Source organism: Thermococcus aggregans (assembly GCF_024022995.1).
In the GTDB taxonomy this organism is placed as follows: domain Archaea; phylum Methanobacteriota_B; class Thermococci; order Thermococcales; family Thermococcaceae; genus Thermococcus_A; species Thermococcus_A aggregans.
Window position 1 is genome coordinate 304,144 of sequence record NZ_CP099582.1, and the last position, 22,267, is coordinate 326,410.

At 42.3% G+C, this 22,267-nt stretch carries 24 protein-coding genes; 8 read left to right on the forward strand and 16 right to left on the reverse strand.

Going from position 1 to position 22,267, the window contains the following annotated elements:
* Positions 1–15: 15 nt before the first annotated feature.
* From NF865_RS01755 to NF865_RS01785, 7 genes are all read right to left on the reverse strand, one after another.
* On the reverse strand, positions 16–711 hold the full coding sequence (locus NF865_RS01755) for a hypothetical protein (protein ID WP_253304911.1): 696 nt from the start codon (positions 709–711) through the stop codon (positions 16–18).
* 50 nt (positions 712–761) lie between these two features.
* The gene (locus NF865_RS01760; protein WP_253304912.1) at positions 762–1,085 is read right to left on the reverse strand and encodes a hypothetical protein; all 324 of its coding nucleotides are present in this window, start codon (positions 1,083–1,085) and stop codon (positions 762–764) included.
* Positions 1,086–1,247: 162 nt separating this feature from the next.
* Positions 1,248–1,757 (reverse strand): hypothetical protein, encoded by a 510-nt coding sequence (locus NF865_RS01765; RefSeq protein ID WP_253304913.1) that lies wholly within the window; start codon positions 1,755–1,757, stop codon positions 1,248–1,250.
* A gap of 55 nt (positions 1,758–1,812) precedes the next feature.
* Positions 1,813–2,007: a hypothetical protein gene (locus NF865_RS01770; RefSeq protein ID WP_253304914.1), complete on the reverse strand. Its 195-nt coding sequence runs from the start codon at positions 2,005–2,007 to the stop codon at positions 1,813–1,815.
* 327 nt (positions 2,008–2,334) lie between these two features.
* Positions 2,335–3,066 carry a hypothetical protein gene (locus tag NF865_RS01775; protein ID WP_253304915.1) on the reverse strand — a complete coding sequence of 244 codons (732 nt, stop codon included), beginning with the start codon at positions 3,064–3,066 and terminating at the stop codon, positions 2,335–2,337.
* Positions 3,067–3,166: 100 nt separating this feature from the next.
* A complete protein-coding gene (locus NF865_RS01780) occupies positions 3,167–3,658 on the reverse strand; it encodes a hypothetical protein (protein WP_253304916.1) in 492 nt (163 codons plus the stop codon).
* Between the two features lie 72 nt (positions 3,659–3,730).
* On the reverse strand, positions 3,731–4,117 hold the full coding sequence (locus NF865_RS01785; protein WP_253304917.1) for a hypothetical protein: 387 nt from the start codon (positions 4,115–4,117) through the stop codon (positions 3,731–3,733).
* Positions 4,118–4,461: 344 nt separating this feature from the next.
* Here NF865_RS01785 and pdxS point away from each other — a divergent pair, with 344 nt between their 5' ends.
* The 8 genes from pdxS to NF865_RS01825 all read left to right on the forward strand — a co-directional run bounded on the left by pdxS (position 4,462) and on the right by NF865_RS01825 (position 10,973).
* On the forward strand, positions 4,462–5,469 hold the full coding sequence (pdxS, locus tag NF865_RS01790) for a pyridoxal 5'-phosphate synthase lyase subunit PdxS (RefSeq protein WP_253304918.1): 1,008 nt from the start codon (positions 4,462–4,464) through the stop codon (positions 5,467–5,469).
* Between the two features lie 16 nt (positions 5,470–5,485).
* Positions 5,486–6,079 carry a pyridoxal 5'-phosphate synthase glutaminase subunit PdxT gene (gene pdxT / locus NF865_RS01795; RefSeq protein WP_253304919.1) on the forward strand — a complete coding sequence of 198 codons (594 nt, stop codon included), beginning with the start codon at positions 5,486–5,488 and terminating at the stop codon, positions 6,077–6,079.
* A gap of 66 nt (positions 6,080–6,145) precedes the next feature.
* Positions 6,146–7,147 carry a formate--phosphoribosylaminoimidazolecarboxamide ligase gene (locus NF865_RS01800; protein WP_253304920.1) on the forward strand — a complete coding sequence of 334 codons (1,002 nt, stop codon included), beginning with the start codon at positions 6,146–6,148 and terminating at the stop codon, positions 7,145–7,147.
* 157 nt (positions 7,148–7,304) lie between these two features.
* Positions 7,305–8,756, forward strand: coding sequence for an IMP dehydrogenase (gene guaB / locus NF865_RS01805; RefSeq protein ID WP_253304921.1), 1,452 nt, complete (start codon positions 7,305–7,307; stop codon positions 8,754–8,756).
* 73 nt (positions 8,757–8,829) lie between these two features.
* Positions 8,830–9,753: a glutamine-hydrolyzing GMP synthase gene (gene guaA / locus NF865_RS01810; RefSeq protein WP_436317673.1), complete on the forward strand. Its 924-nt coding sequence runs from the start codon at positions 8,830–8,832 to the stop codon at positions 9,751–9,753.
* 6 nt (positions 9,754–9,759) lie between these two features.
* On the forward strand, positions 9,760–10,326 hold the full coding sequence (locus NF865_RS01815; protein WP_253304922.1) for a GMP synthase subunit A: 567 nt from the start codon (positions 9,760–9,762) through the stop codon (positions 10,324–10,326).
* Positions 10,327–10,380: 54 nt separating this feature from the next.
* On the forward strand, positions 10,381–10,605 hold the full coding sequence (locus tag NF865_RS01820; RefSeq protein ID WP_253304923.1) for an AbrB/MazE/SpoVT family DNA-binding domain-containing protein: 225 nt from the start codon (positions 10,381–10,383) through the stop codon (positions 10,603–10,605).
* Complete coding sequence (locus NF865_RS01825; RefSeq protein WP_253304924.1) at positions 10,605–10,973, forward strand: type II toxin-antitoxin system VapC family toxin; 369 nt, start codon at positions 10,605–10,607, stop codon at positions 10,971–10,973. Before NF865_RS01820 ends, NF865_RS01825 begins: the two co-directional genes overlap by 1 nt.
* Before the next feature lie 356 nt (positions 10,974–11,329).
* Here the strand turns inward: NF865_RS01825 and NF865_RS01830 are convergent, their stop codons facing one another.
* From NF865_RS01830 to NF865_RS01870, 9 genes are read right to left on the reverse strand one after another with little or no spacing between them, the layout of a single operon-like run.
* Entirely contained in the window at positions 11,330–12,103 is a 774-nt protein-coding gene (locus tag NF865_RS01830; protein ID WP_253304925.1) for a DUF2101 family protein, read from the reverse strand.
* A 10-nt stretch (positions 12,104–12,113) separates the two neighbouring features.
* Complete coding sequence (locus tag NF865_RS01835) at positions 12,114–15,374, reverse strand: DUF2341 domain-containing protein (RefSeq protein WP_253304926.1); 3,261 nt, start codon at positions 15,372–15,374, stop codon at positions 12,114–12,116.
* Positions 15,374–17,455 (reverse strand): hypothetical protein, encoded by a 2,082-nt coding sequence (locus NF865_RS01840; RefSeq protein WP_253304927.1) that lies wholly within the window; start codon positions 17,453–17,455, stop codon positions 15,374–15,376. Before NF865_RS01840 ends, NF865_RS01835 begins: the two co-directional genes overlap by 1 nt.
* The gene (locus tag NF865_RS01845) at positions 17,452–18,939 is read right to left on the reverse strand and encodes a hypothetical protein (RefSeq protein WP_253304928.1); all 1,488 of its coding nucleotides are present in this window, start codon (positions 18,937–18,939) and stop codon (positions 17,452–17,454) included. Before NF865_RS01845 ends, NF865_RS01840 begins: the two co-directional genes overlap by 4 nt.
* Positions 18,936–19,427: a hypothetical protein gene (locus NF865_RS01850; RefSeq protein WP_253304929.1), complete on the reverse strand. Its 492-nt coding sequence runs from the start codon at positions 19,425–19,427 to the stop codon at positions 18,936–18,938. Before NF865_RS01850 ends, NF865_RS01845 begins: the two co-directional genes overlap by 4 nt.
* On the reverse strand, positions 19,381–19,818 hold the full coding sequence (locus NF865_RS01855; RefSeq protein ID WP_253304930.1) for a hypothetical protein: 438 nt from the start codon (positions 19,816–19,818) through the stop codon (positions 19,381–19,383). The genes NF865_RS01850 and NF865_RS01855 overlap by 47 nt, the downstream gene beginning before the upstream one ends.
* Position 19,819: 1 nt before the next feature.
* Positions 19,820–20,524 (reverse strand): hypothetical protein, encoded by a 705-nt coding sequence (locus tag NF865_RS01860; protein WP_253304931.1) that lies wholly within the window; start codon positions 20,522–20,524, stop codon positions 19,820–19,822.
* Between the two features lie 35 nt (positions 20,525–20,559).
* Positions 20,560–21,177 carry a hypothetical protein gene (locus NF865_RS01865; protein ID WP_253304932.1) on the reverse strand — a complete coding sequence of 206 codons (618 nt, stop codon included), beginning with the start codon at positions 21,175–21,177 and terminating at the stop codon, positions 20,560–20,562.
* Positions 21,161–22,264 (reverse strand): tubulin/FtsZ family protein, encoded by a 1,104-nt coding sequence (locus tag NF865_RS01870; RefSeq protein WP_253304933.1) that lies wholly within the window; start codon positions 22,262–22,264, stop codon positions 21,161–21,163. Before NF865_RS01870 ends, NF865_RS01865 begins: the two co-directional genes overlap by 17 nt.
* Between the last annotated feature and the right edge of the window lie 3 nt (positions 22,265–22,267).

The following is a 22,267-nucleotide window of genomic DNA, read 5'->3' on the forward strand; positions in this document are numbered from 1 at the left end:
CCAAAGGCGTCTTTCCTATCTGATAAGTCCAAGCATTTCAATTGACCTGTCAATGTGCCTTATTGTGGCCTTGGCCAGGGATGAACGAGTATCAATACGATCGATTAGGACATTTATTGAGTCCTTCCCTGCAATGAGAATGTCCAAAGCAAACCTCGTGAACTCTCTTTCCTCCATCTTGTAGACCCTGCCATTGTCGAAAATCCAAATCAGAGAGTTTCCACTCCTCAAAAGTACCGCATGAAGGGTGGGATCAAAGGCTCCAAAGTCCATGTCCACGTAGAGTTTGACCTTTGCTCGCGTTCTCCTTGCCCAGTCGGGGAGCTCTCCAATGGGCTTTAGAATATCCTCGGGAACCATTCTACCGTCCCCGGCAGGCGTTTTAACCCCCGGCCCTCCAATGAACTTTCTAAACTCGTTCTCCCTTTCGAGCGCGTATAAAATTCCAGCTATGAAGTTTCCAAGAAAGCGGGGGAAGCTTACGGTGGTGGAGAGAACGTTGATGTTCCTAGGAACCCCAGTTAGGAGTGAGGGGTTCTCAATCCAGTGACCTCTGAGCTCCGGCAGGTGGTGCTTGAGAACATTATCGAAGTCAAAAAGTACCTCTGTCCACTCCAAAAGCTCGTCCACGCTTTTAGCGGTTGGATCCAGCGTTTTTGTGGTATACCAGTACCAGTAAATTCCTGGATTGGCATTATGCCGAACTATCATACTTTCCACCAGCCTTACTTTTAGGACAAAGATAAACAAAAACGATGAAGTCATCCCTTTGTAACTGGAAACGCCGTAATGACCTTCCACCGGCTCTTGCCTATACACTGAATCACGACCCTCAGTTTAACACCTAATTTTGGTTGGTATTTTTCTATTGCTATCCTTTTTAAATCGGTTCTGCTCTCGGCACAATTAACCTCTCCATTTTCGATACTGTCTTTTATTAGTTTTAATAGTTGCTTTGCAGTTAATTGTTCAAACTTTGATTTTAGTGGGTGGCTATCAACCAAGATGTGGGCTTTGATTATATGCTTCGCACCTTTCTCCGTAATTATGACTTCTCCGGGTTTGCAATTGACGCTTCCACACAAGCTTCTGGCATTATAGTATGCTCTGAATGTCTTGTATTCTTTGGCAAATCCTCTTGCAAGCTTCTTCGCCTTACTAGCATCCCATCTGTTCAGGTATGCTCTTGCCAGGAGCTTGCTAATTAAGTAATTAAGTTTATTCCCAGTCTACTAAGTATGGCGTTGTTACTTTGGGAAGATTTCTACTTGTTTCAATCTTGCAAGCTCTTCAGCCCGCTTAAAAGCAGTAAGATAGGCTTCATTATCAGTCTCTTCAAGGTACTCTCTTAAAAATTCCAATATTGCCTTCACATATTCTTCAATCTCAACCTTTTCTCTCCCTACTAGCTTTTTGTTTTCCCAAGATTCAATAAGGAGATGCCCCCCAATCTTCCTGAATACTACAGTGACAAGGGGCTCGTATGTTCCAAAGCTCTCTATGAACTCTTTATCCCTGCAATTCCTCAATATTACATTAACATCCTCTTCATTGAAACTTCCAAGTACATGTGGAATTGCACTGCAGGAGTCTAACGCGTAGGCTATTGAGGCAAGGAGGCCGCTTAAAGCCTGTTTAATGTAGCAACTTGCCCACACAAGTCGCTTTCCATTGACTTCCATGATTATCCATGCCCCAAACCCTCCAGATTCTTTCAGTTCCTTCAGGGATGCATCTATCCAAAGCTTAACAGCCATCCTTATTTCCCTCCTAGTGATTAGATAGAAAAATTAAAGGGGAGCATAAAGCACATCACTCCAAATATGCTGTTATCACCTTGTAGAGTTTTCTTGCCCTGTCATACGTAAGAACTACTCTCACTTTCCTGCCAACCCATTTTCCTTTAAAGTATTTAAATCCCTTCTCGATGACAAATTTGTCTGGTGTGTGTTCCCTATCATTGCAGTCAATTTCGCCTTGTTCAATAGTTTCTTTAATAATGTCCAAAATGAATCCAGCAGACCAGTCTGCTGGAAAGAGCGTTGGATCTCGTTCTCCAGGTCGTTTCTTTCCTAAAATGTGACGCCTAATAATGTGTTTGGCTCCATATCTGTCGTTACCTTTCTCTATGATAACGTCTCCCTCTGGGAAATAGCCACCACAGCTGTATCTCCCCCTAAAGTGCGCTCTGAAATTTTTGTACTTTCTGTCAAAATCCTCTGCAAGTTTCTTCGCTTTGTTTGCGTCCCATCCGTTGAGCCATGCTTTTGCAAAGGTACAACGGTGTTTATCATCTTTTACTGTTCTCCACTACATTTTTGGTTTTTTATAATTCTACTTACACTCACCTGCAACTTTGGAAGAGAACTCTCCGATTCTTTTTAGGAAGTCGAGGTAGGCTCTCATCACATCCTGCAGGGGTTCTCTGATCAGCGATGCAAGCCCTTCCAGCTCCCCGAGGGTAATCATCCCCATTTTATGAAATTCAGCGGCGAGACCTCTTGCATTGCACCTCAGTGAAACTTCCACCATTTCGTAAGCATGGTCGCCAGTGGGGACTGCTATGTTGGCACATACTTGAGAGCCCTCACCTTCCAGTTTAAAAAGAATGGGATGGTCAATCTTCCCAAACCAGGCTTCAAACGCTGTACCTTTTATTTCAGAGCATTTGAGGCCGTACTCGTACTCAAGCTCCGGGATGGGTGTTTCCTTTAGCCGCGGGTCTGGTAACCTCCTGAGTTCCGGGGGATACATGAACTTTCGCAGGAAGTCCTCGAACCACTTTCTGGCGACAACTCTTCTGTTGAATTCGTCAATCCATCCATGCAGGTATATGCTAACCAAAAATGCACTGAGGGGAACGTTGAGGAAATCAAGTGATTCTAGGGGCTCGGCGAGGACTTCTTTCCCATCAATTTTCAGTGAGTATTCGCTTGGTCTTAATATAAACAGCGGTGAGAGGCGCTGGATAGGGATGGATTTTTCGGGAGGAATAACCCCTTTAGTGAGCTCCCACCTAATTCTCTCCAAGTCGAAATGCCAGCTGAGCATCTTTTTGTGAATCATTGAAGGGCCCCCTCAAGTTTTATTCTGAGCCAAGTATTCAACATCGAAGTACCAGGTTATCAAGTTCATCACCCCATGATAAAAATGCGGAGGGCAAAAGTTAACCCTCCGGAAGGGCAGTCTTCACCTTCCACTCACCTTTTATCTTCTCTATCACGACCCTGTACCACACTCCACCCTTGTTCTTCCTGAGAACTGCTTCTTTACCGTTTTTATTACATTCTGATGCACTCCTGTCAAAGGACTCTATGACCTCCTTAATCACGTTTGCTATATCCTCCCCTGAATCAACATTCCATTTGCTGTTTCGTTTCTTCCATGTCGCGGCTTCCATAGTAATGTGGCGTTCGATTATATGTTCCCTCCACCCAGGATCCATTGTGACATCTCCAGCTTCGCATCTCTCAAGTCCTTTAAACTCTGCATGGAAATTCTGCGTAGCTTCTCTAAATTCACGTGCTATCTCATAGGCATCTTTGGCATTCCAGCCCTTTTTGTAAGCCTGTGCCAATATTTTCCCAAGCTCCTTCGGGCTGAATAAGTCTTCGACAGCCTTGACCTCGTCCCTGGTTATTGTGATGATGGGCTTCACTATGATGGCTTCCTTTTTGAGGCCCCACCATTTCTTCTTAACGTACCCGTAACCGATTTCTGCCTTATTCCCTCAGAAGTTCATCTTAACTCCTTTTGCCAGTTTCTGACCATTGTACGAAATCTTGTCAGGAATTTCGCTTACGAAAGCCTCGGTGAACTCGCTAACCGGTTTCGAATACACGTACTTAGCGATTGCCGCAACGATGCTCCCTATTGCCACTATCCATCCTATACCCGAGACAAAGACCTCAAGGAAAGGCTCCACCATAATAGTGGCGCCTCCGAACTGTGGCTGTACTTCATCCCCCGGCCTCTTCTCCGGACTGAACTCCTGTGGAACCTTTACGGTACTGTTCACCGTCACGTTAACGAAGCTCGCTGTAGCGCTTGCCCCGCTGATAGTCAGCCCGAGAATCAAAAAGCTCACAAACAGTGCCACCAATGACTTCCGCTTCATAGGGTCACCTCCGGACAAATTATCCAACAAGAATTTCCATCTTATACTTTAAAAAATTTTCTATTTCAAATAGTAAACAAGTTCATAAGAATAGTAAAAATATTACCACTCGATCTTTATCTATTCGTTGGTTGTGCGTTGGATACTGTTGGGATAATTGTTGATATGCATGGTAATACTGTGTTTTAATTCCTTTACATATATTACAGAAATATCTGGTTACTCCAACCGCATGGTGTATTGGACACACATGAGCAATACATTTCCTGCTATTTCTAATCGCAAATTTTATATTCAAGTTTTAACTTGAATAATATTGAAGACAATATCTTGAGGTGGTGCAAATGGGGAAGTTCGATATTATTGAGCAAAAGGGGACTGAAAGGTTGAAGAGAGGATTCGCCAAAATGGTCAAAGGTGGTGTTATAATGGACGTTACAAATGCCGAGCAAGCAAGAATAGCCGAAGAAGCCGGAGCAGTTGCGGTTATGGCCCTTCACAAAGTTCCGGCCGATATAAGAAAAGCCGGCGGAGTTGCAAGAATGGCACCGGTTGAGAAAATTCAAGAGATTATGGACGCAGTCACGATTCCAGTTATGGCCAAAATTAGAATAGGCCACTACACTGAAGCTCTCGCTTTGGAGGCTTTGGGCGTTGATATGATCGATGAAAGTGAAGTTCTAACCCCAGCAGACCCCTACTTCCACGTAGATAAACGGAAGTTCAAGGTTCCGTTTGTATGTGGAGCAAGAAATCTTGGAGAAGCCGTTAGAAGGATATGGGAAGGAGCCGCAATGATTAGGACTAAAGGTGAGGCAGGAACCGGAAACATTATCGAGGCTGTAAGGCACGTTAGATTGGTAAATGAAAACATCAGATTGCTCCAAAGAATGACGGATGAACAGATATATGGGGTTGCAGAGAAGTTTGCCGAGCCGTATTTGAGGCTTGCTTTAGAGATAAGGGAGATAAGCGGTCTTGAGCCAAAGATTCTTGAGAATGAACCTGTCTACGAGGAATACACTTACCGGGAGATAGTGGATGGGCTCTACAAGATTCTTCTTGAGATTAAGAAGTTTGGAAGACTTCCGGTTGTTAACTTTGCCGCAGGTGGTGTCGCAACTCCAGCGGATGCAGCTTTAATGATGCAGATGGGCATGGACGGAGTATTCGTTGGAAGCGGCATATTCAAGAGTTCAAATCCAGAGAAGATGGCAAGGGCAATAGTTGAAGCTGTAAATCACTACGATGAGCCTGACGTAATTGCAGAGATAAGTAAAGACTTAGGTGAGCCAATGCATGGACTTGAGCTCGAGAAGCTCGAAGTTCGCCTAGAAGAGAGAGGAGTTTAATTTCGGAGGAGAGATGATGGTTAAAGTGGGCGTAATTGGCGTTCAGGGGGCTGTAAGTGAGCACATCGAAGCCACTAAAAAAGCAATGGAGAATCTTGGTGTTAATGGCAAGGTCTTTTGGCTTAAAAAGCCGGAGCACTTGAAAGAAATAGATGCAATAATTATCCCGGGCGGAGAGAGCACGACTATATCAAGGCTCATGGTGAAAAACGGCCTCTTTGATGTAGTCAAGAAGCTCGGAGAAGAGGGAATTCCAATAATGGGAACTTGTGCCGGCCTGATAATGCTCTCCAAAGAGGTAATAGGCGCTACGCAAGAGCAGAAATTCTTGGAGCTCCTTGAGATTAAGGTCAACAGAAACGCTTATGGGAGGCAGGTTGACAGCTTTGAGGCACCGTTAAAGCTGGCATTCAGCCCCGAACCATTTATAGGAGTTTTCATACGTGCTCCGAAGATTGTTGAACTGCTGAGCAACAAGGTAAAGCCCATAGCGTGGCTTGGAGACAGAGTAGTGGGCGTAGAACAGGAAAACTTAATCGGACTCGAGTTCCATCCAGAGCTTACTGACGATACAAGACTCCACGAATACTTCCTTAAAAAGGCCCTCTGATTTTTACATTTTTATGTAAAAATAAACCTTAAAAGCATTTGATTTTTACATTTTCTTGGTGATAAAATGAAGTTTAGCATCGCTACTTATGCCTCTCACTCTGCACTCCAGATACTTCACGGAGCCAAGCAGGAGGGATTTAAAACCATAGCCTTTGGAAAAGAGAGGGTTAAACCACTCTATACAAGGTATTTTCCCGTGGCAGATGAGTTCTTAGTTGGCGAGTATCCCGAAGAGGAGTTGCTTAAAAAGAAAGCGATAGTAATCCCCACTGGGTCTTTCGTTGCTCACTTGGGAACTGAGAAGGTAGAAAATATGAAAGCCTTGTATTATGGGAACAAAAAAGTCCTCAGGTGGGAGAGCGATAGGGAACTTGAGAGAAAATGGCTCTTAGAGGCAAAAATAAGGGTTCCCGAGGTTATTGAAGACCCAGATGACATAGATAGACCCGTAATAGTAAAGCCCCATGGCGCCAAAGGGGGAAAAGGATACTTCATAGCAAAAACACCAGAGGAGTTCTGGGAGAAGGCATCGAAGCTCGGCATTAGAGATAAAGAAGATCTAAAAGAAGTCCAAATACAGGAATACGTCATAGGAGTTCCCGTATACCCACACTTCTTCTATTCGAAGTTAAACGAAGAACTCGAGCTTATGAGCATAGATAAAAGATACGAAAGCAACGCAGATGCAATAGGGAGGATAAGTGCTGAACAGCAGCTCGAATTTGGTGTAGAGACAAGCTACACGGTTGTAGGGAACATTCCAATAGTCCTTAGGGAAAGCCTGCTCATGGACGTAATTGAGGCTGGAGAAAGAGTGGTGGAGGCATCAAAGAAGCTTATGGGTGGCTTATGGGGGCCTTTCTGCCTTGAAGGAGTTATTACTGAAGATATGGAGTTCGTGGTCTTTGAGATTTCAGCGAGAATTGTGGCTGGAACCAATCCTTTCATAAACGGCTCCCCTTACACATGGCTGCGATACAACGAGCCAATGAGCACCGGGAGAAGGATTGCCAGAGAGATAAAGCAGGCAATTGAGGAAGAAAGGCTTGATGAGATTCTAACCTGAAGTTTGGGTAACAGTTAGGGACTGCAGATTCTCTCCTCTCATTTTAATTTTAACAAAAATTTGATTATTCCATAACTCTCAACCAAAGGTTTTGGCAAAGTAAACTTTAAAAGCCCTATGCATTCTCACCTTAAAAAGGGTAAGGGGGAGAAAAAGGATGGGCAAATTTACACAAAAACTTGTTAATGCCATAAAGGGATACACTTTTGATGACGTGCTCTTGATTCCACAGGCAACTGAAGTCGAGCCAAAGGATGTGGACGTTTCTACACAGATAACGCCAAGGATTAAACTCAACATTCCGATTCTAAGCGCGGCAATGGACACCGTTACAGAGTGGGAGATGGCCATTGCAATGGCAAGGGAAGGTGGCTTAGGGGTAATACACAGAAATATGAGCATTGAGCAGCAGGTCGAGATGGTAAAAAAGGTAAAGAGGGAAGAGACAATAGAAGAGATCATAACGATTTCCCCAGAGGAGACAATAGATTACGCGCTCTTCTTGATGGAGAAAGAGGGGATAGACGGTCTGCCCGTTATTGAAGATGGAGAACTTGTCGGAATAATAACGAAGACCGACATAACGACCAGAGAGGGGCAGAAGGTTAGAGATGTCATGACAAGGGACGTTATAACGGCAAAAGAAAGCGCAAGCATAGAGGAGATAATGGGCCTAATGATAGAGAACAACATAGACAGGGTTCCAATAGTAAATGAAGAGGGCAAGCTGGTTGGAATTGTAACCATGGGCGACCTCTTAGCGAGGAAGAAGCACAGAAACGCTATAAGGGATGAGGAAGGAAAGCTAATAGTGGCCGCTGCGGTGTCGCCTTTTGACATTAAAAGGGCAATAGCTCTCGATAAAGCCGATGTGGATGTAATAGTTGTAGATACAGCCCATGCACACAACCTCAAGGCAATAAGGGCCATGAAAGAGATGAGAAAAAAGGTCGATGCGGAGATGATAGTAGGAAACATAGCGAATCCAAAAGCCGTTGATGACTTAACATTTGCGGATGCCCTGAAAGTGGGCATAGGGCCAGGGAGCATATGTACAACGAGGATAGTAGCCGGAGTTGGGGTGCCCCAAATAACGGCAATCTCCATGGTGGCGGACAGAGCCATGGAGTATGGAATTAGAGTGATCGCAGACGGAGGCATAAGGTACTCCGGCGACATAGTCAAAGCCATAGCAGCTGGAGCAGACGCAGTTATGCTTGGAAACCTCTTAGCCGGAACAAAAGAAGCCCCCGGAAGAGAAGTAACAATAAACGGAAGAAAATATAAACAGTACAGAGGAATGGGGAGCTTAGGAGCCATGATGAAAGGTGGAGCAGAGAGATACTATCAAAAGGGTTACATGAAAACGAGGAAGTTTGTGCCGGAGGGCGTTGAGGGGGTCGTCCCCTATAAAGGAAAGGTCAGCGAAGTGCTTTATCAGCTTGTAGGAGGATTAAAAGCCGGAATGGGGTATGTTGGAGCGAGGAACATACAGGAGCTCAAAGAGAAGGGCCAGTTCGTGATAATAACCCAGGCTGGAGTTAGAGAAAGCCACCCACATGACATTGCAATAACAAATGAAGCTCCGAACTATCCCCTTGAGAGATAGTTTTTACATTTTCATGTTTAAATGATAAGTTTTTTAAATCAAATTTTACAATTTTATGTTGAAGGTGGCGATCATGTGGAAGGAATTCATCGAAGAGAAGGTTAGAGAGATTAGAGAAACTGTAGGTGATGGTAAGGCAATAATCGCTTTAAGCGGAGGCGTAGACAGCTCTACAGCGGCAATACTCGCTCACAAAGCCATTGGCGATAGGCTTTATGCTGTCTTCGTAAACACGGGGTTTTTGAGAAAGGGAGAGCCAGAGTTCGTTATAAAGACGTTCAGAGACGAATTTGGACTTAACCTAATCTACGTCGATGCTCAGGAGAGGTTCTTTAATGCGTTAAGAGGCGTGGTAGACCCCGAGCAAAAGAGAAAGATAATAGGGAAAACCTTCATAGACGTCTTCGAGGAGGTTGCAAGAGAAATAAACGCTGATTTTCTGATTCAAGGCACGATAGCCCCTGACTGGATTGAAAGCCAAGGAAAAATTAAAAGCCATCACAACGTCGGCGGACTTCCGGAGAGGCTGAACCTTAAGCTCATAGAACCGCTAAGAGACCTCTACAAAGATGAGGTCAGGCAAGTGGCAAAGGAGCTCGGCCTTCCTGAGAAGATATACAACCGCATGCCCTTCCCGGGACCAGGATTAGCCGTAAGAGTCTTGGGGGAGGTAACACCAGAAAAGGTCGCTATCGTTAGGGAAGCTAACGCCATAGTTGAAGAGGAGATTGAGAAAGCCGGTCTAAAGCCATGGCAGGCCTTTGCCGTCCTCTTGGGAGTCAAAACAGTTGGCGTGCAGGGCGACATAAGGGCCTACAAAGAGACAATAGCGGTCAGAGTAGTTGAGAGCTTGGACGGCATGACTGCAAATGCAATGAACGTTCCCTTTGAAGTGCTGCAGAGAATAGCCTTCCGCATAACGAGCGAAATTCCACAGGTGGGAAGGGTTCTCTACGACATAACGAACAAGCCTCCGGCAACGATTGAGTTTGAGTGAGGGGAGATGATAATCATAATGGATAATCACGGACAATACGTGCACAGGATCTGGAGAACCCTCCGCTACCTCGGCGTTGAAGCTAAAATAATCCCGAACACAACACCCCTCGAAGAAATAAAGTCGATGAACCCAAAGGGTATAATCTTTTCAGGCGGCCCAACTTTGGAAAGAACGGGCAACTGTGAAGCAATCCTAGAGCACTACGAAGAATTCAACGTGCCAATACTCGGTATTTGCCTTGGCCACCAGCTTATAGCAAAGCACTTTGGTGGTAAAGTGGGCAGGGGAGAAAAAGCCGAATACAGCCTCGTCGAGGTTGAGATAATAAAGGAAGATGAGATTTTCAAAGGGCTTCCAGAGAAGCTTAAGGTTTGGGAGAGCCACATGGATGAGGTAAAGGAGCTTCCAAAAGAATTTGAGCTTTTAGCTAAGAGCGACTTCTGCCCCGTTGAGGCAATGAAACACAAAAGCCTGCCGATTTATGGAGTGCAGTTCCACCCAGAAGTGGCACACACGGAAAAGGGAAGCGATATCTACAGGAATTTTGCGGAGCTCTGTGGAGAGCTTTAAATGTTTTGTGGAAAAATTTAAATAATTTCCCACTTATTTTTATGTGGTGGGAAAATGATATCAAAAATAGATTCCAAAGGCAGGGTGTACATCCCAAAGAGCATGAGAAAGAAACTTACTAAAGATGTATACCTAGTAGAAACCCCAGAAGGAATATTAATAATCCCCAAACCCAAAGATCCTATAAAAGAACTGGAGCAAATTGGAAAAAAACTTCCAGAAAAGTCAATTGAGGAACTCAAGAAAGACATAATAAAGCAAGCTCTGGAGGAATTATAATGATTTATGCGGATACCGATTTTTTCCTTGCTCTTCTAAAACCAAATGACTGGTTAAAAGAGAATGCAAAAAAGATACTTAATAAATACAAAGACCAAATCACGACCTCAGAAGTCACTTTTATTGAGCTAATGCTCTTAGCCAAGCGCTATAATCTTGATCCTATTAAAATCACAAGAAGCGTTATGGCAATATGCAATATAGATGATACAAAATATCTGAAAGCCGCTCTTTACATTAGGGAATACAATGCAAATGTCTTTGATGCATTCCATGCGGCAAACTGCGGAGGAGAAATAATAAGCTCAGATAATGTTTACGAAAGATTGGGAATAAAAAGGATAGACTTAAGAAAAGTTGAAGAGTAGCCTTCTGGCCTCTTCCCGTACTGAAGAGCGAGGCTTGAAAAGAAAAAGTTGCCCCCTTATAGACTTAAGCATATAAGGAATAAAAACAAAAACATTTTTAAGTGTTCTCCTTTTACTATTAAACAAAGTAAATAGGGGATGCACATGGGCTACACCATCTATTACCGCGTAAGCATCAAAGAGCACGAAAAGGCATGTGCATTTGTTAAAAGAATCTGCAACGGCCTTAATTGGGATTGTGAAGTTAATAAGGGAGAGCTCATTATCAAACCGGCTACCGAAGAAGTAGAGCCTCTCGTAATTAAGAACGGAGAAGGATTCGTGAAAACTTACAAAAGAGAACCGTATACGTCGATTTACTTGCTACTGCTCTCTTCACTTTCAGCCTTTGGCTGTGTTGAAGTTTCTGATGATGAGGGTTTTGCTTTATGAACTTCCAGCACTCTCCTCGGAATAGAGCTCCTGAATATCCTCTCTTCCACGAGAACCTTTACAATGTCCCCAACTTCAACTTCTTCTGCACTTTCGACCCAGTACTTGCCGGGCTTTACATTGGCCCTTATATCATCATGGACGTCTATCTTCACAAGTTCACCTTTTACTTCCTCTACAACCCCATAAGTCCAATCTCTGGTAAACTTTGATTTGTAGATGTGCCTAAATGCCAGCACCACTATAAAAATGAGTACCAAGTAAGCGTAGAAATAGTAGACGTTCTTTGCGAACCGCCTTACCAGAAGATATCCAAGAAAGGAGAGAAAGCCGATAGTTGTTAGCCCGTAATAAAAGAATCTGTAAGGTTCAACTTCAATGAAGAACTCCCGGTTTTTTAAAATAGTATACCTAAGATAGAGGAAGTAAACAACAAAAGTCAAGGTCAAATAGAGCTCATTTCCAAAAAGGACTACCAATAATGAAAGCACGAGATAGAGGATAAAGGAGAGCTGAAGGTTTAAACTTAAAAGCTCATGAACTGTAAGTTCTCTCTTTATCAGCTTTTTAAGGATTTTGAATTTCGGAGGGTTTTTTGAGGGTTTCGGCTTTGCTATCTCCTTTAAGCATTTTTCGAGCCATTTTACTGATTTCTCAGCCGCTTCACCGACTTTATAGAAGATTTCATCAAAGTTCATGATTATCACCTCAGCCACATGCATAGCCTTCTAGGAGATCGCACGCTGCCTGTTCTCCAAATATTGCTTCTGCAGTATAGGGATCAAGATAAAAGTCCGTATCAACTATAGGCGAACTATATCCACCGTTTGTTGATATTCCCAAAACTTTATACGCTCTCTCATCATGTACCGGATACAAATATTCACCATCCAAATCTAAGTATACATAATCAACTGCCGTCTGGTTTATGCCCCTCAAAAAGGCAAGATTTGGAGGAAGGTTCCTTGGCAGTACCAAGCTAACAAGGCCAATTGGATACTTATATCCCCCATAAACAGCCTCTTGCATTCTTCTACTTAGCTCTTTGTAATATTCTCTATTCCTGTCACTACCCTCTAAACGCTCAAAGAACGATGGATAACCATCAATGCCAAAGTATCTCCAGTCTACAAGGCAATCAATAAATGGCTGGAGGTTATATGCCCTAGCGTTTCTCTCCCCTACAGCGGCTCCGACCTTTGATTCGCTTTCATTAAGAGTGACAGTCGCAACATGATAAGGATACTTTCCGACAGCTATCCAATCGAAATATACCTCTAAATATACCTCTTGAGAGCTGTTAATAATTATTTGAACTTTCATAGGAGTTCCTTCAGGAATATCAGAAATCTGCGATAAAGAAAATCTGCCTGTATTATCTGTGAGATTCGTGGAGGTGTACGTGAAGTTAACTTCATAAGTGTAATACGCAGTGTAATCGATTGTAGCCCCATTACTCGTCCCATTTTGTTCCCAATCTCTGAGTATCTTCAAAGATCCACTACTATCGAGATACTGCACAGAAGGAACTTCGCTTACATTGCTAATACTGTAGCTGAGCTTTGATTCGTCCAAATACTTTCTAACTGCTATCCAGTCGTAGTATGCCCAGTTATCATTTTTCTCGTTGTCCAAGACCAAATACATGTAATAAAGAGGCTGTTGCACTTTCTGATTACCCTCGTTAACCCTATTTTTTGTAATATCATGGAATTTCACATTATTTACCTTCTTCTGGTCTACATAATAGAACACTTGAACTTCATATGTATGAAACTTATTATCTCCTCTTGGGACATCAATATCCTCAACATCTCCGCTCCAGGATCTACGAATTGCCAAATAGTTCTCGTCACTATCCTTATTACCTGTGGTACTACCTGTATCCTCTCCAGCATCATCCGTAAATAGTAATAGCTGAGATGTTTTGTTTTCAGACCACTTGTCCTCAATTCCAATTCCTGCGTCCCAATCTTTACCAATATCTCTAGGTCGCATTCTAAACCTCACTGAGTAATTTTCATAGAGTTCAATAAGCTTACTTCTCAAAGCGAGTAGGTTATTACCATTTTTTATTATTAGTGTTCCGTTGACTTGTACGATGTTATCTTCGATGTTATCTCTTTCTTCAGGTGGTATCTCCCATTTATCCTCCCATGTACTGTCCTCAAAATCGTCAAAAAACTCAAAAACTTGATCTCCTACTCCTCTTGTCATATTGCCTGTGTTGTACTCAATGTAAAAAATTGTGGGGGAGCCCTCAAGATCACTTCTAACCCATATCAAGGCCTCAGTCTCATTCCAGTATTCAATCCAGAAGGGCACCTCTTCAAAATAAGAATTATAGACTTTAATTTCTGCTTCAGCCAAGGAGCTATTGCTCTTTATTAATTGCAGGAGACTTTGATTAGTTATCTTTATCGGAATCTGAATATCTGCGTAGTCTGGAAGGTCGTCTTTGAATATCTCTACTTTTATCATATTTTCACCTTTGCTTGCTGGGGCTAGGGCTATTCCTCCACCCTCTCCCTCCATTTTATATCTCACGAATATTGGATAATCGAACGAAGCCTTTGACTCCAAAACACTAGCGGTAGTATTGGGCCCGACAGTAAGAATGCTATCTGCATACGTAACATTTCCCAGCACTTCCCAATTAATCAAATCATAAAAATCATCAAAGAGATCAAAGAGATCATAGGGAGTACCCGGTGTAAGCCCTACAGGAGAGGTATCATAGTAAATAGCGTATTCATCCGTATTTGCCTTCTTTATCCATATGTATATCCAATCATCTCCCCACTCTTCAATCCAGAAGGGAACGGGTGCACAAGTGGATTTTTCATAAATCTGTAGGGAAGCTAGAGTACCACTATGGTAGACATCCCCAAGTTCAGAAGAAGGAATTTTGAGTAAAACTATGCTCCCCGGATCACCTACCTCAACTGTAAAGTTCTTCCGATACCTATAGGTCGAAGAACACCACTTTTGTGTGCCTATTTCTTCTACGATCATTGCTGCAAAGTCCCCATCTCTAAAGACGTCCGTCGGAGATATTTTTGTGTTGTTTATGACTGTTGAATAGATTATAGGCCTATTATCTCCCGGGCTAGGTATTACATAGGATGAGCCAATGATATGTCCCAATATATGAGGATCATCTATTGGTATGTAGCTCTTTCCAACGTATATCTTGTAGCTCTCCAGACGCTCTAGGGATGTAGTAACCGGAGCAGACAGTCTCCCGGAGTTATACCCAAATCCTTCCAAAGCTATTATTGGCCTATTAATGATTGGGTAAGGATAATTGCACGCCCTAATAACCTGAGAGAACCCTCCATCAGTAAGATACGCTATTAAGGGGTCTTCCATGTTCTCTATAGGCACTACTGCGTATACACTGTCAAGGCTTCCATTGTAAATCACTTTCCCAGAGAAGTCCTCAATGAGGACTCGTGGTATTGAGGCGTTAACCACTATATGAAACGAGTCCAATGGGGCAACTGTTATTTCAAGTTCGTTTGCAAAATCACTTGCATTGGAGGGAAATACGAGTACGTATCCTTGCTTTTCCAATTGTTCCCGCAGGGTGCTGAACCAGTCCTTTATAGTATAGCCTTCCATAAATTCCTTCGTTTTATTGTACTTGTCTAAATTTGTCTCAGAGCCTATGTAGGTTCCCTCCAGAATAAGATGCTCTATTGCCAAGCTTGCATTATCTATAAACTGCTTCTGGGTAACTACATAATCTATAACCAAAGCAAGTGCTCTCCTAGTAGAGATTTCAAGCAAATTCTCAAAGTCCTCCTTAAAGTAGCCTACAACACGATAAGTTTTTTCCACCTGTAATCTTTCGCTTTGGGACTGAAGGATAGATGAGGAAATATCTTCATAAGTAGCCACGAGGAGAAGAATAGGGATTAAAAGCACCAAAACTACAGAGTTTAAGATAAAGCCTCTCCTCCGCATCAGTCTTCCCTCCAGACCCTTAGTGTTACTCGTATCGGCTTAATAGCTTTGGGAATTCCTTCCAAAGAAACAAAACTTATTTTTGTGCCTCCAATATCCACATCTATCGGATCATCCCACCCGTCTCCCCCGAGCTTCTTAAAAAGCGAAAGTATTGCATCATCAACTGCATATTCCTCAGGAGTTAAGTTTGCTACCGTTATGTTCATGTACCTTCCTTCAGTTATTGCTTGTGGGTCTCCTACAATTATGCTCCTATTTTTATCATCGTATTCATATTTGTACGTGAGATTGTACGCAACAACTTCAGGGTATCCTTGTAGCAGGAAAGGCTTTATTTCTCCGTAAGGAACGTAAACTTCAATGGAATATACGAGCTCTCCTATACTGTAATTTTCAACCCGAGACTTCTGAATCTCGTTGCTCTCATTTAAGCTCATACCCACATAGTTTTCTCCCGGGACAAGGGCAGTTATTGCTTCATTAGAGCTGTCTTTCATGTTATTAATTAATAGCCACCTCGCAGAAGTGAGAGGAGTTGACGACGAAGCATTGAACACTAAAGTCCAATTGGTGGATGATCCTGGAGAAACCGCCAATTTTGTAATCTTCGCAGAAGTGTCTAGAACAAAGTTAAATCTCGCCCACAAAGGAGTTGCGTATGAAGGCATGGTGACGTTCCACACGAAGTCGTAATCACTCGAGGATACAAGGTTCGTGCTATTCACCTCTTCGAGTATGTCCATGGTGTACAAGGTTTTCGGAATATCCGGAGTGTATTCAACCTTAATAAAAGAGCTCTCAGGCTCTAATTTTATAGACCCAGATGCATTGACTGTTATTTTGAACCATACATACTTTCTGGAAAGAGCATCAAACTCTCCATTATCATTATTTAAAGTCAGCCAGTACGATCCAGTAGTAGAATCATAAGTAAGAGTATATGGCCCCTTAACAAAGTAAGCACTCCCATTGGGAACAATTATAGAAAGTTCAAGATTCTTAGGATTGGGATTCAACTTAACGTTTACCGTAACACTAGTAAGGTTTCCAGGAATGAAAATGCCTTTAACTGCTTCAAATGAACCATTTGCCTCGATGCCGTCAAAGTAAAAGGTTTTTGGGTACTCTACAACGTTTAGCTTGGCAGTATCATAATAAAGGACTATATAACCGTTTGGCCGTATTCCAGCATTACTTGCATTTGAGATCACAATTTTGAATTCATGCTGTCTGAGATCCTCTTTTTCTCTCAAAATCTCCAACATATAACACTCCTGGGTATTATTCGGATCAAAATCTTCCAGGAGATATGGAGGCCCATTTAAACCGCACTCCACTTTAACACCATCTATGAACAAGTTTATTGTAGAATTCTCATCAATTGGTTCAAAGAACCACTTTACTCCAGCTACACTGGCATCTGGCGGCAATAGATTCTCTTCTTCATTAGGTACCAAAAATTCGAGAGTAATATTTGAAGAAGTTGAATTTGCAGCACCTGTAAAGTACATGTAGATGGCACGTCTACTAGTTAGGCGGGTAATGTACGCTCTTGCAACATAACCTCTGGGAGTCTGGTTAAATTCATACCCGGAAAGAATCAATGTTGCAGCAGAAACATCTCTTGCTTCCGAGTAACTGGTGGAGACGTTCCTTAGATAGGGGCTTGTATAATTTTCTATTAAAAGCTCATAATTGTAGCCGTTCAATGTAATGCTTAGCAGGTATCCCAATATTTTCTCGGCTTTGTTTTTCAATCCTCTCTTTGGGAACACGGCATCTAAAGACCAGTAAGTGGCAACGATTTCAAGAGGTGGCATTTCTGGAGAGACAAAATTTTCATCAATAATGCCTTCCACAGTCCAGTTTAACAGAACTTCTGGGGGAACAAGGTTTTTTAGAGGTATCGTTTTGTACATAGTTAAAAGATCCTCCGCAGTCAGTTTTTCCTGTTCTCTAAAATAAGTCCCATGAATGTTTGTATCTGTGGTAAAGACGCCCAAACTACTTATAAATACCATGACTAAGATTAAAGCCAGTAATGCATCGAGTGTAAAAATAAACGCTCTCCGCTTCATCTGTCATCCCACACAACCAGCCTTATTAAAGTTTCATCAAATTCAGGTTCAAGGAAAGGCTTAATATCGGGCACAAATTCAATACTCACGTCTTCCCTGCTCCAGCCCTCAAGAGAGTAGAACCATAGGGATATCAATTTACTTTTGGTATTCTCCAAAGGAAACAAATCCTCAAAAGGCACTGCTATTGTTCCGTTCTCCCCGTGGTACCTCTTCAGTTTTGGCTCATTATTCTCGTACCAAACAAGGGAAGCACTTAAATCAGTGGAGTTTCCATAAACAAAAATACCTCTAAGGCCTTTTTCTGAAGCTCCTATTAAAGTCATATTCCCATTCAATGTGGAGTTAACCTTAATTTTTACTATTACGTTCTTTGTTCCATACTCTTTATAGTATCCATAAAGGATTGGTTCTTCTTTGGACGGGCCAGAAGAAAGGTTGTAAATAAATTTTGTTACCGGGAAAACTCTGTAGACAGGTTCTGTCCAAGGAGATCTATCCATTGAGGACTTTATCTTGTTCATATCACTTTCAAACGTTCCATTTATCATTGCTATCCTGTAAAGAGGTTTGTCTAAATCAAAAAGATTTCTAGCAGACTCATATGTGAAATTAAGAGTGGGAAACGTACTGTCATAGCCCGAAATAGTTATGAAAACATTTCCTTGCCCGGTAAACTTGAAAATAAACGGACAATTTACAAAAGTTATTTTAAAGTTGCTCTGAGTAAGATCGTTCATATGAACTTCAAGCACTGTGCCAGGGGGGAGATATAATGGAGAGGGCTCGATATACCCCTGACCTCTTTTTGCTTTTATCCAGACTGGGTCAACCGTTATGACTTTTAAGTAATAGATGCCCGTTTCCGGATTTAATTGGAGATTATTACCAGTAAGATCAGGCAAATCACAAATAGCCTCGTTTACATATGTAGCACCATTCAAGTTTCTGATCTCAATGTAACTTACTCTGAATTCCCCATTATCACTATCCGGATTGTCTCCAGTCTTGTTTGTGATATCAAGATTAACTCCCGGAGGATTTCCTCTCGGATTTGCAAAGGTTATGTTATCCAAATAAACCCTTGGAAACCTGCCAGAAATATTAAGAGTGATATTTGAAATATAAACCTCAAGCAAAAAGTCCTTTCCACGAGCAAGCTGATTAAAAATATCCTTAAATTCCTCCTTTGATCTGTTCAGTGCAATTATCTTCTCATAGCTAAGGGCAAACGGATACTTTTTATCCCTCAATCCTACCATTTTAACACTACTCACATTGCTCTCCCAGTCCTCGGGATAACCGGGACGCTTGGTCAAAACATCAAGCATGTTGTTGGCAATGTTCGCCCTATCGTACCAGTCCAAGAGGTTAGTTATCTCAGCCTTAATCATATCGTTCGTATTCATAACTACCCCCACAACCATGACAACGATTACAAGTGAAAGCAAGGCATCTATTGAAAGCAGTTGCCCCTTCTTCATCCTCTCTCCACCTTTACCTCTATTCTCACAACTTTCCCCCCATAAATTAAACTGCCAGACGAGTTTGTAAACCTAAAGCTTCGAATGAGATCTTTCTCAATAAAGTCTTTTATCGTTTCATTTAGATCGGCAATATTGGCCACGGAGGAAAATGGAGTGGTTATGTTTATGGTTATATTAACGGCGCTTTTACTTTCCTCCGATTTTAGGGTTTTGATTGCCAAGTGGGGGTTTCCTTGAGCTTTATGAATCTCTTCCAGCATTGGGTTTAGTATTTGGTAGGGCTCTTCATCACTCATTACACCCATGTTTAGATACGCGATTGCCTTTGATGCAGAGCTTCTTACAGAGCTAACTATAGCTATGTTTGTGTTGTTCTCCGTGTAGGCAGGCACGATTAGGATTAACCCTATGAAAATTACCGAGAGGATAAATACCATCTCAATTGCCGTTTGTGCTGTTCGTGATGTTGACATAGAGCATATCACCTATTCTCACAGTTTTTATCCAAAAACTCTCTCCACTATAAACACTTATCGAGGCATTCGCTATTGGGACGGTTGAGTTTTTCACTATCCAGTAGTTTTTTCCACTCACATTAGCATTTACGGTTATTTTGTTATTAGTTCCGTTAAATATTATTGTAAACTTTGCATCCTTTATTTGGGGCGCCTCTTCCTTAAGGCTGTATCCTTCCCCAACAGCATAAACTTTTGCAGTGTGGTCAACTATTTCAGCCGAAAAGACCCTAACCTTTGCCATCACATCAAAGCTCTCAGCATGGGCTATTTCGCTACTTGATAGCTGTATGAGATTCAGCACCGTTAAAGTTACCAGCACAAATGCAAAAAGAAAATCAAGGCTTACCTGACCCCTCATGCTAACCACCGGGGTTAATGTTTATCCTGAGCTCTCCGCTCGTAGAGTTAAACACCCAAGTTTCATTTCTATCTGGGTTCCATTCAACAACTATTTCCAGCGTTTTGGGGAGAATTTCGGGGGGAAGTAGTATCCCATTATAGGGGGTTATGTTTAGTATTAAGATTGAGGGTGAATACGTAGTACCATTATACTCCACACTAATCCCCGCAACGCTGTAAATACTGGCATTGCTGAGGTCTTTTCCATAAAGAGAACCAGCAAGAAAGAAATTCTTTTTTAAAGTGTCTGTTTCACTTTGAATTGCGGTCATGTTTGCTGAGAGAGTATCCGTACTTGTGTTATAAGAGGTAAAGAGAATAGTCTCGTTAAACTCAAGTATTGCTACATAAGTCCCATTCTGATAACCAACGACAATGTAGGGCTTATTATCCATCCCAAATGCCCTTGTAAGAAAATACTCATCGTTTAGATATCTAAACGTGAAGTATTCAGTTGCCTTTGCACCCGGGCCTTGGGCATAAACCTGAGAAACTGCGTTGGAAACGGTATTTGCAAAGAGCTTCGCCTCCTCACTAACCTGAATCCTCAACATATCCGAAGACTGCTCGCTTGAGAACGTTATATTCCTAATTGAGAAGGTTAGAAGCACCATGAACAGCACGAAAATAAAGAGAAACTCAAGCGATATTTGTCCTTTTTTCATTTTTCTCACCATTCACTGATAATAAGGACTGCAAGTTATTTAACACTTTCTTTATTTTCTTCCTTTACAACCCCAAAAAGGTTACCTCCGAGCTTTTTAATTGAGATTCCAAAGTAGTCATAGCTGAAAATCTTAAACTTATACTGTTCCGCATTTAGTTCATACTTCTTCAAAAGCTCCCGCAGTTTATCGATAAAAAGCTGGGTGAGCTGGTAGTAGCTCATATCGAGGGCATGCTTTTTGTAATCGAGCAAGAACACCACAAGGGGAAGGGCACTCAGCGGTATAAGCACCCATGGTTCGGAATAGATGATAGTAAGGCCAATCCCTAAAGCAATGGAAGCCCCGATGAAAGCTAGGGCAAGCTTAAAGGTGTTTTTAATTCGTTTCATATCTTTAACTTTGTTCTCCCAGATCGTAAGAAGAGAGGGATTGTAAAAGTCAAATGCCGTGTGTCTTTTTCCCTTTGCAATTCTCTGCTTTATTAAATCGTCCCAGTCGTCCTCGTAGTATATCACTTCTCCCCTGTTCTTTGCTCTCTCAGCGTCTATGGAGGAGATTATCCTTATCATGTCCTCGGCACTTTCTTTGGCTATGTGGGAATAAACTTCTTTTTCATTGAGCTCCAAAGCAACTTCAACCGAGTCTTTCATCGGCCTCACCTGAATAAATATCGTCAAAGTCCGGCAGTCCGGTTAAAAGCTCTTTTTTCTTTGTTTCAGCCTCTTCCTTTGCTTTCATGAATGATTGAGCGTATTTTTTGGCCGTTATGACTATGTCCTCTATGCTCTTGCTCTCGTATATGCCGCTCAAAAGCGTGACAACCTCTATCTCCTTCTCTCTCGGATCTGGATAAAAGCCGCGGAAAATCTGCTTGCCCTTTATCTTTCTTGTGAGGTATTCAAGGGCTTCAAAGATGTCTTTCGCCTTTAATAGCTCCGGAGGGCCGTGAATGGCAACCAAACCATACAAAGCGGATTCTATATTGGCCTCAAGGTAAAGACCTTCATTCTCAAAGGATTTCAAGATCAGACGGGAGAGGTTCTTAACCTTGCTGGCATCAGCTTTTGCATATCCAACTGTGGCAAAGCTACCAAAGGCGTTTAGGACAAACTTAAGGTCACTTGCATCAAGGGTCTGCTCTCCGGGAACATCTATTAAAGCCAAAAGGGAAGCTATTCTTTCAACTATTGTGTAGTTTATCTTTTCATAAGCTTTTGAGATGTCCTCAGAGCTTTCCTTCAGTTTGTTGTTGTCTATCGCTATTATCGAATCGACCACTTTGGATAGCTTGTCTATGGTTATTGCCGCGTTTATTGTGGGCCTTATGCCTTCTTCCTTTAGGGGCAAAGCACCTATTGCAACCACAAGCGAATCCGGGTACTCCTCCTTTAGGGCTTCTGCAAGAACTGGAGCTCCTCCAGCCCCTGTTCCACCTCCAAAGCCAAAGGTAAGGAAGAATACATCAACGTCGCTGTAGCCAACCATGGAGCTTATTTTTTTCATTATTAGGGGCAGGTCTCTTTTAACGGCCTCTCTTCCCAACACTGGGTTGGCATTTACCCCTTTTCCTCCGGTTAGGCTCTCTCCAACTAGTATCCTCCTATCTTGGGGGATGTGCTTTAGATACTCCAAATCACCTTTGGAAGTATTTACCGCAAGTGCCTCAAAATTAACCAATGCAAATAGGTCAGCTATTTTCGTCCCGCACTGACCGACTCCAATGATTAAAGCCCTCACAGC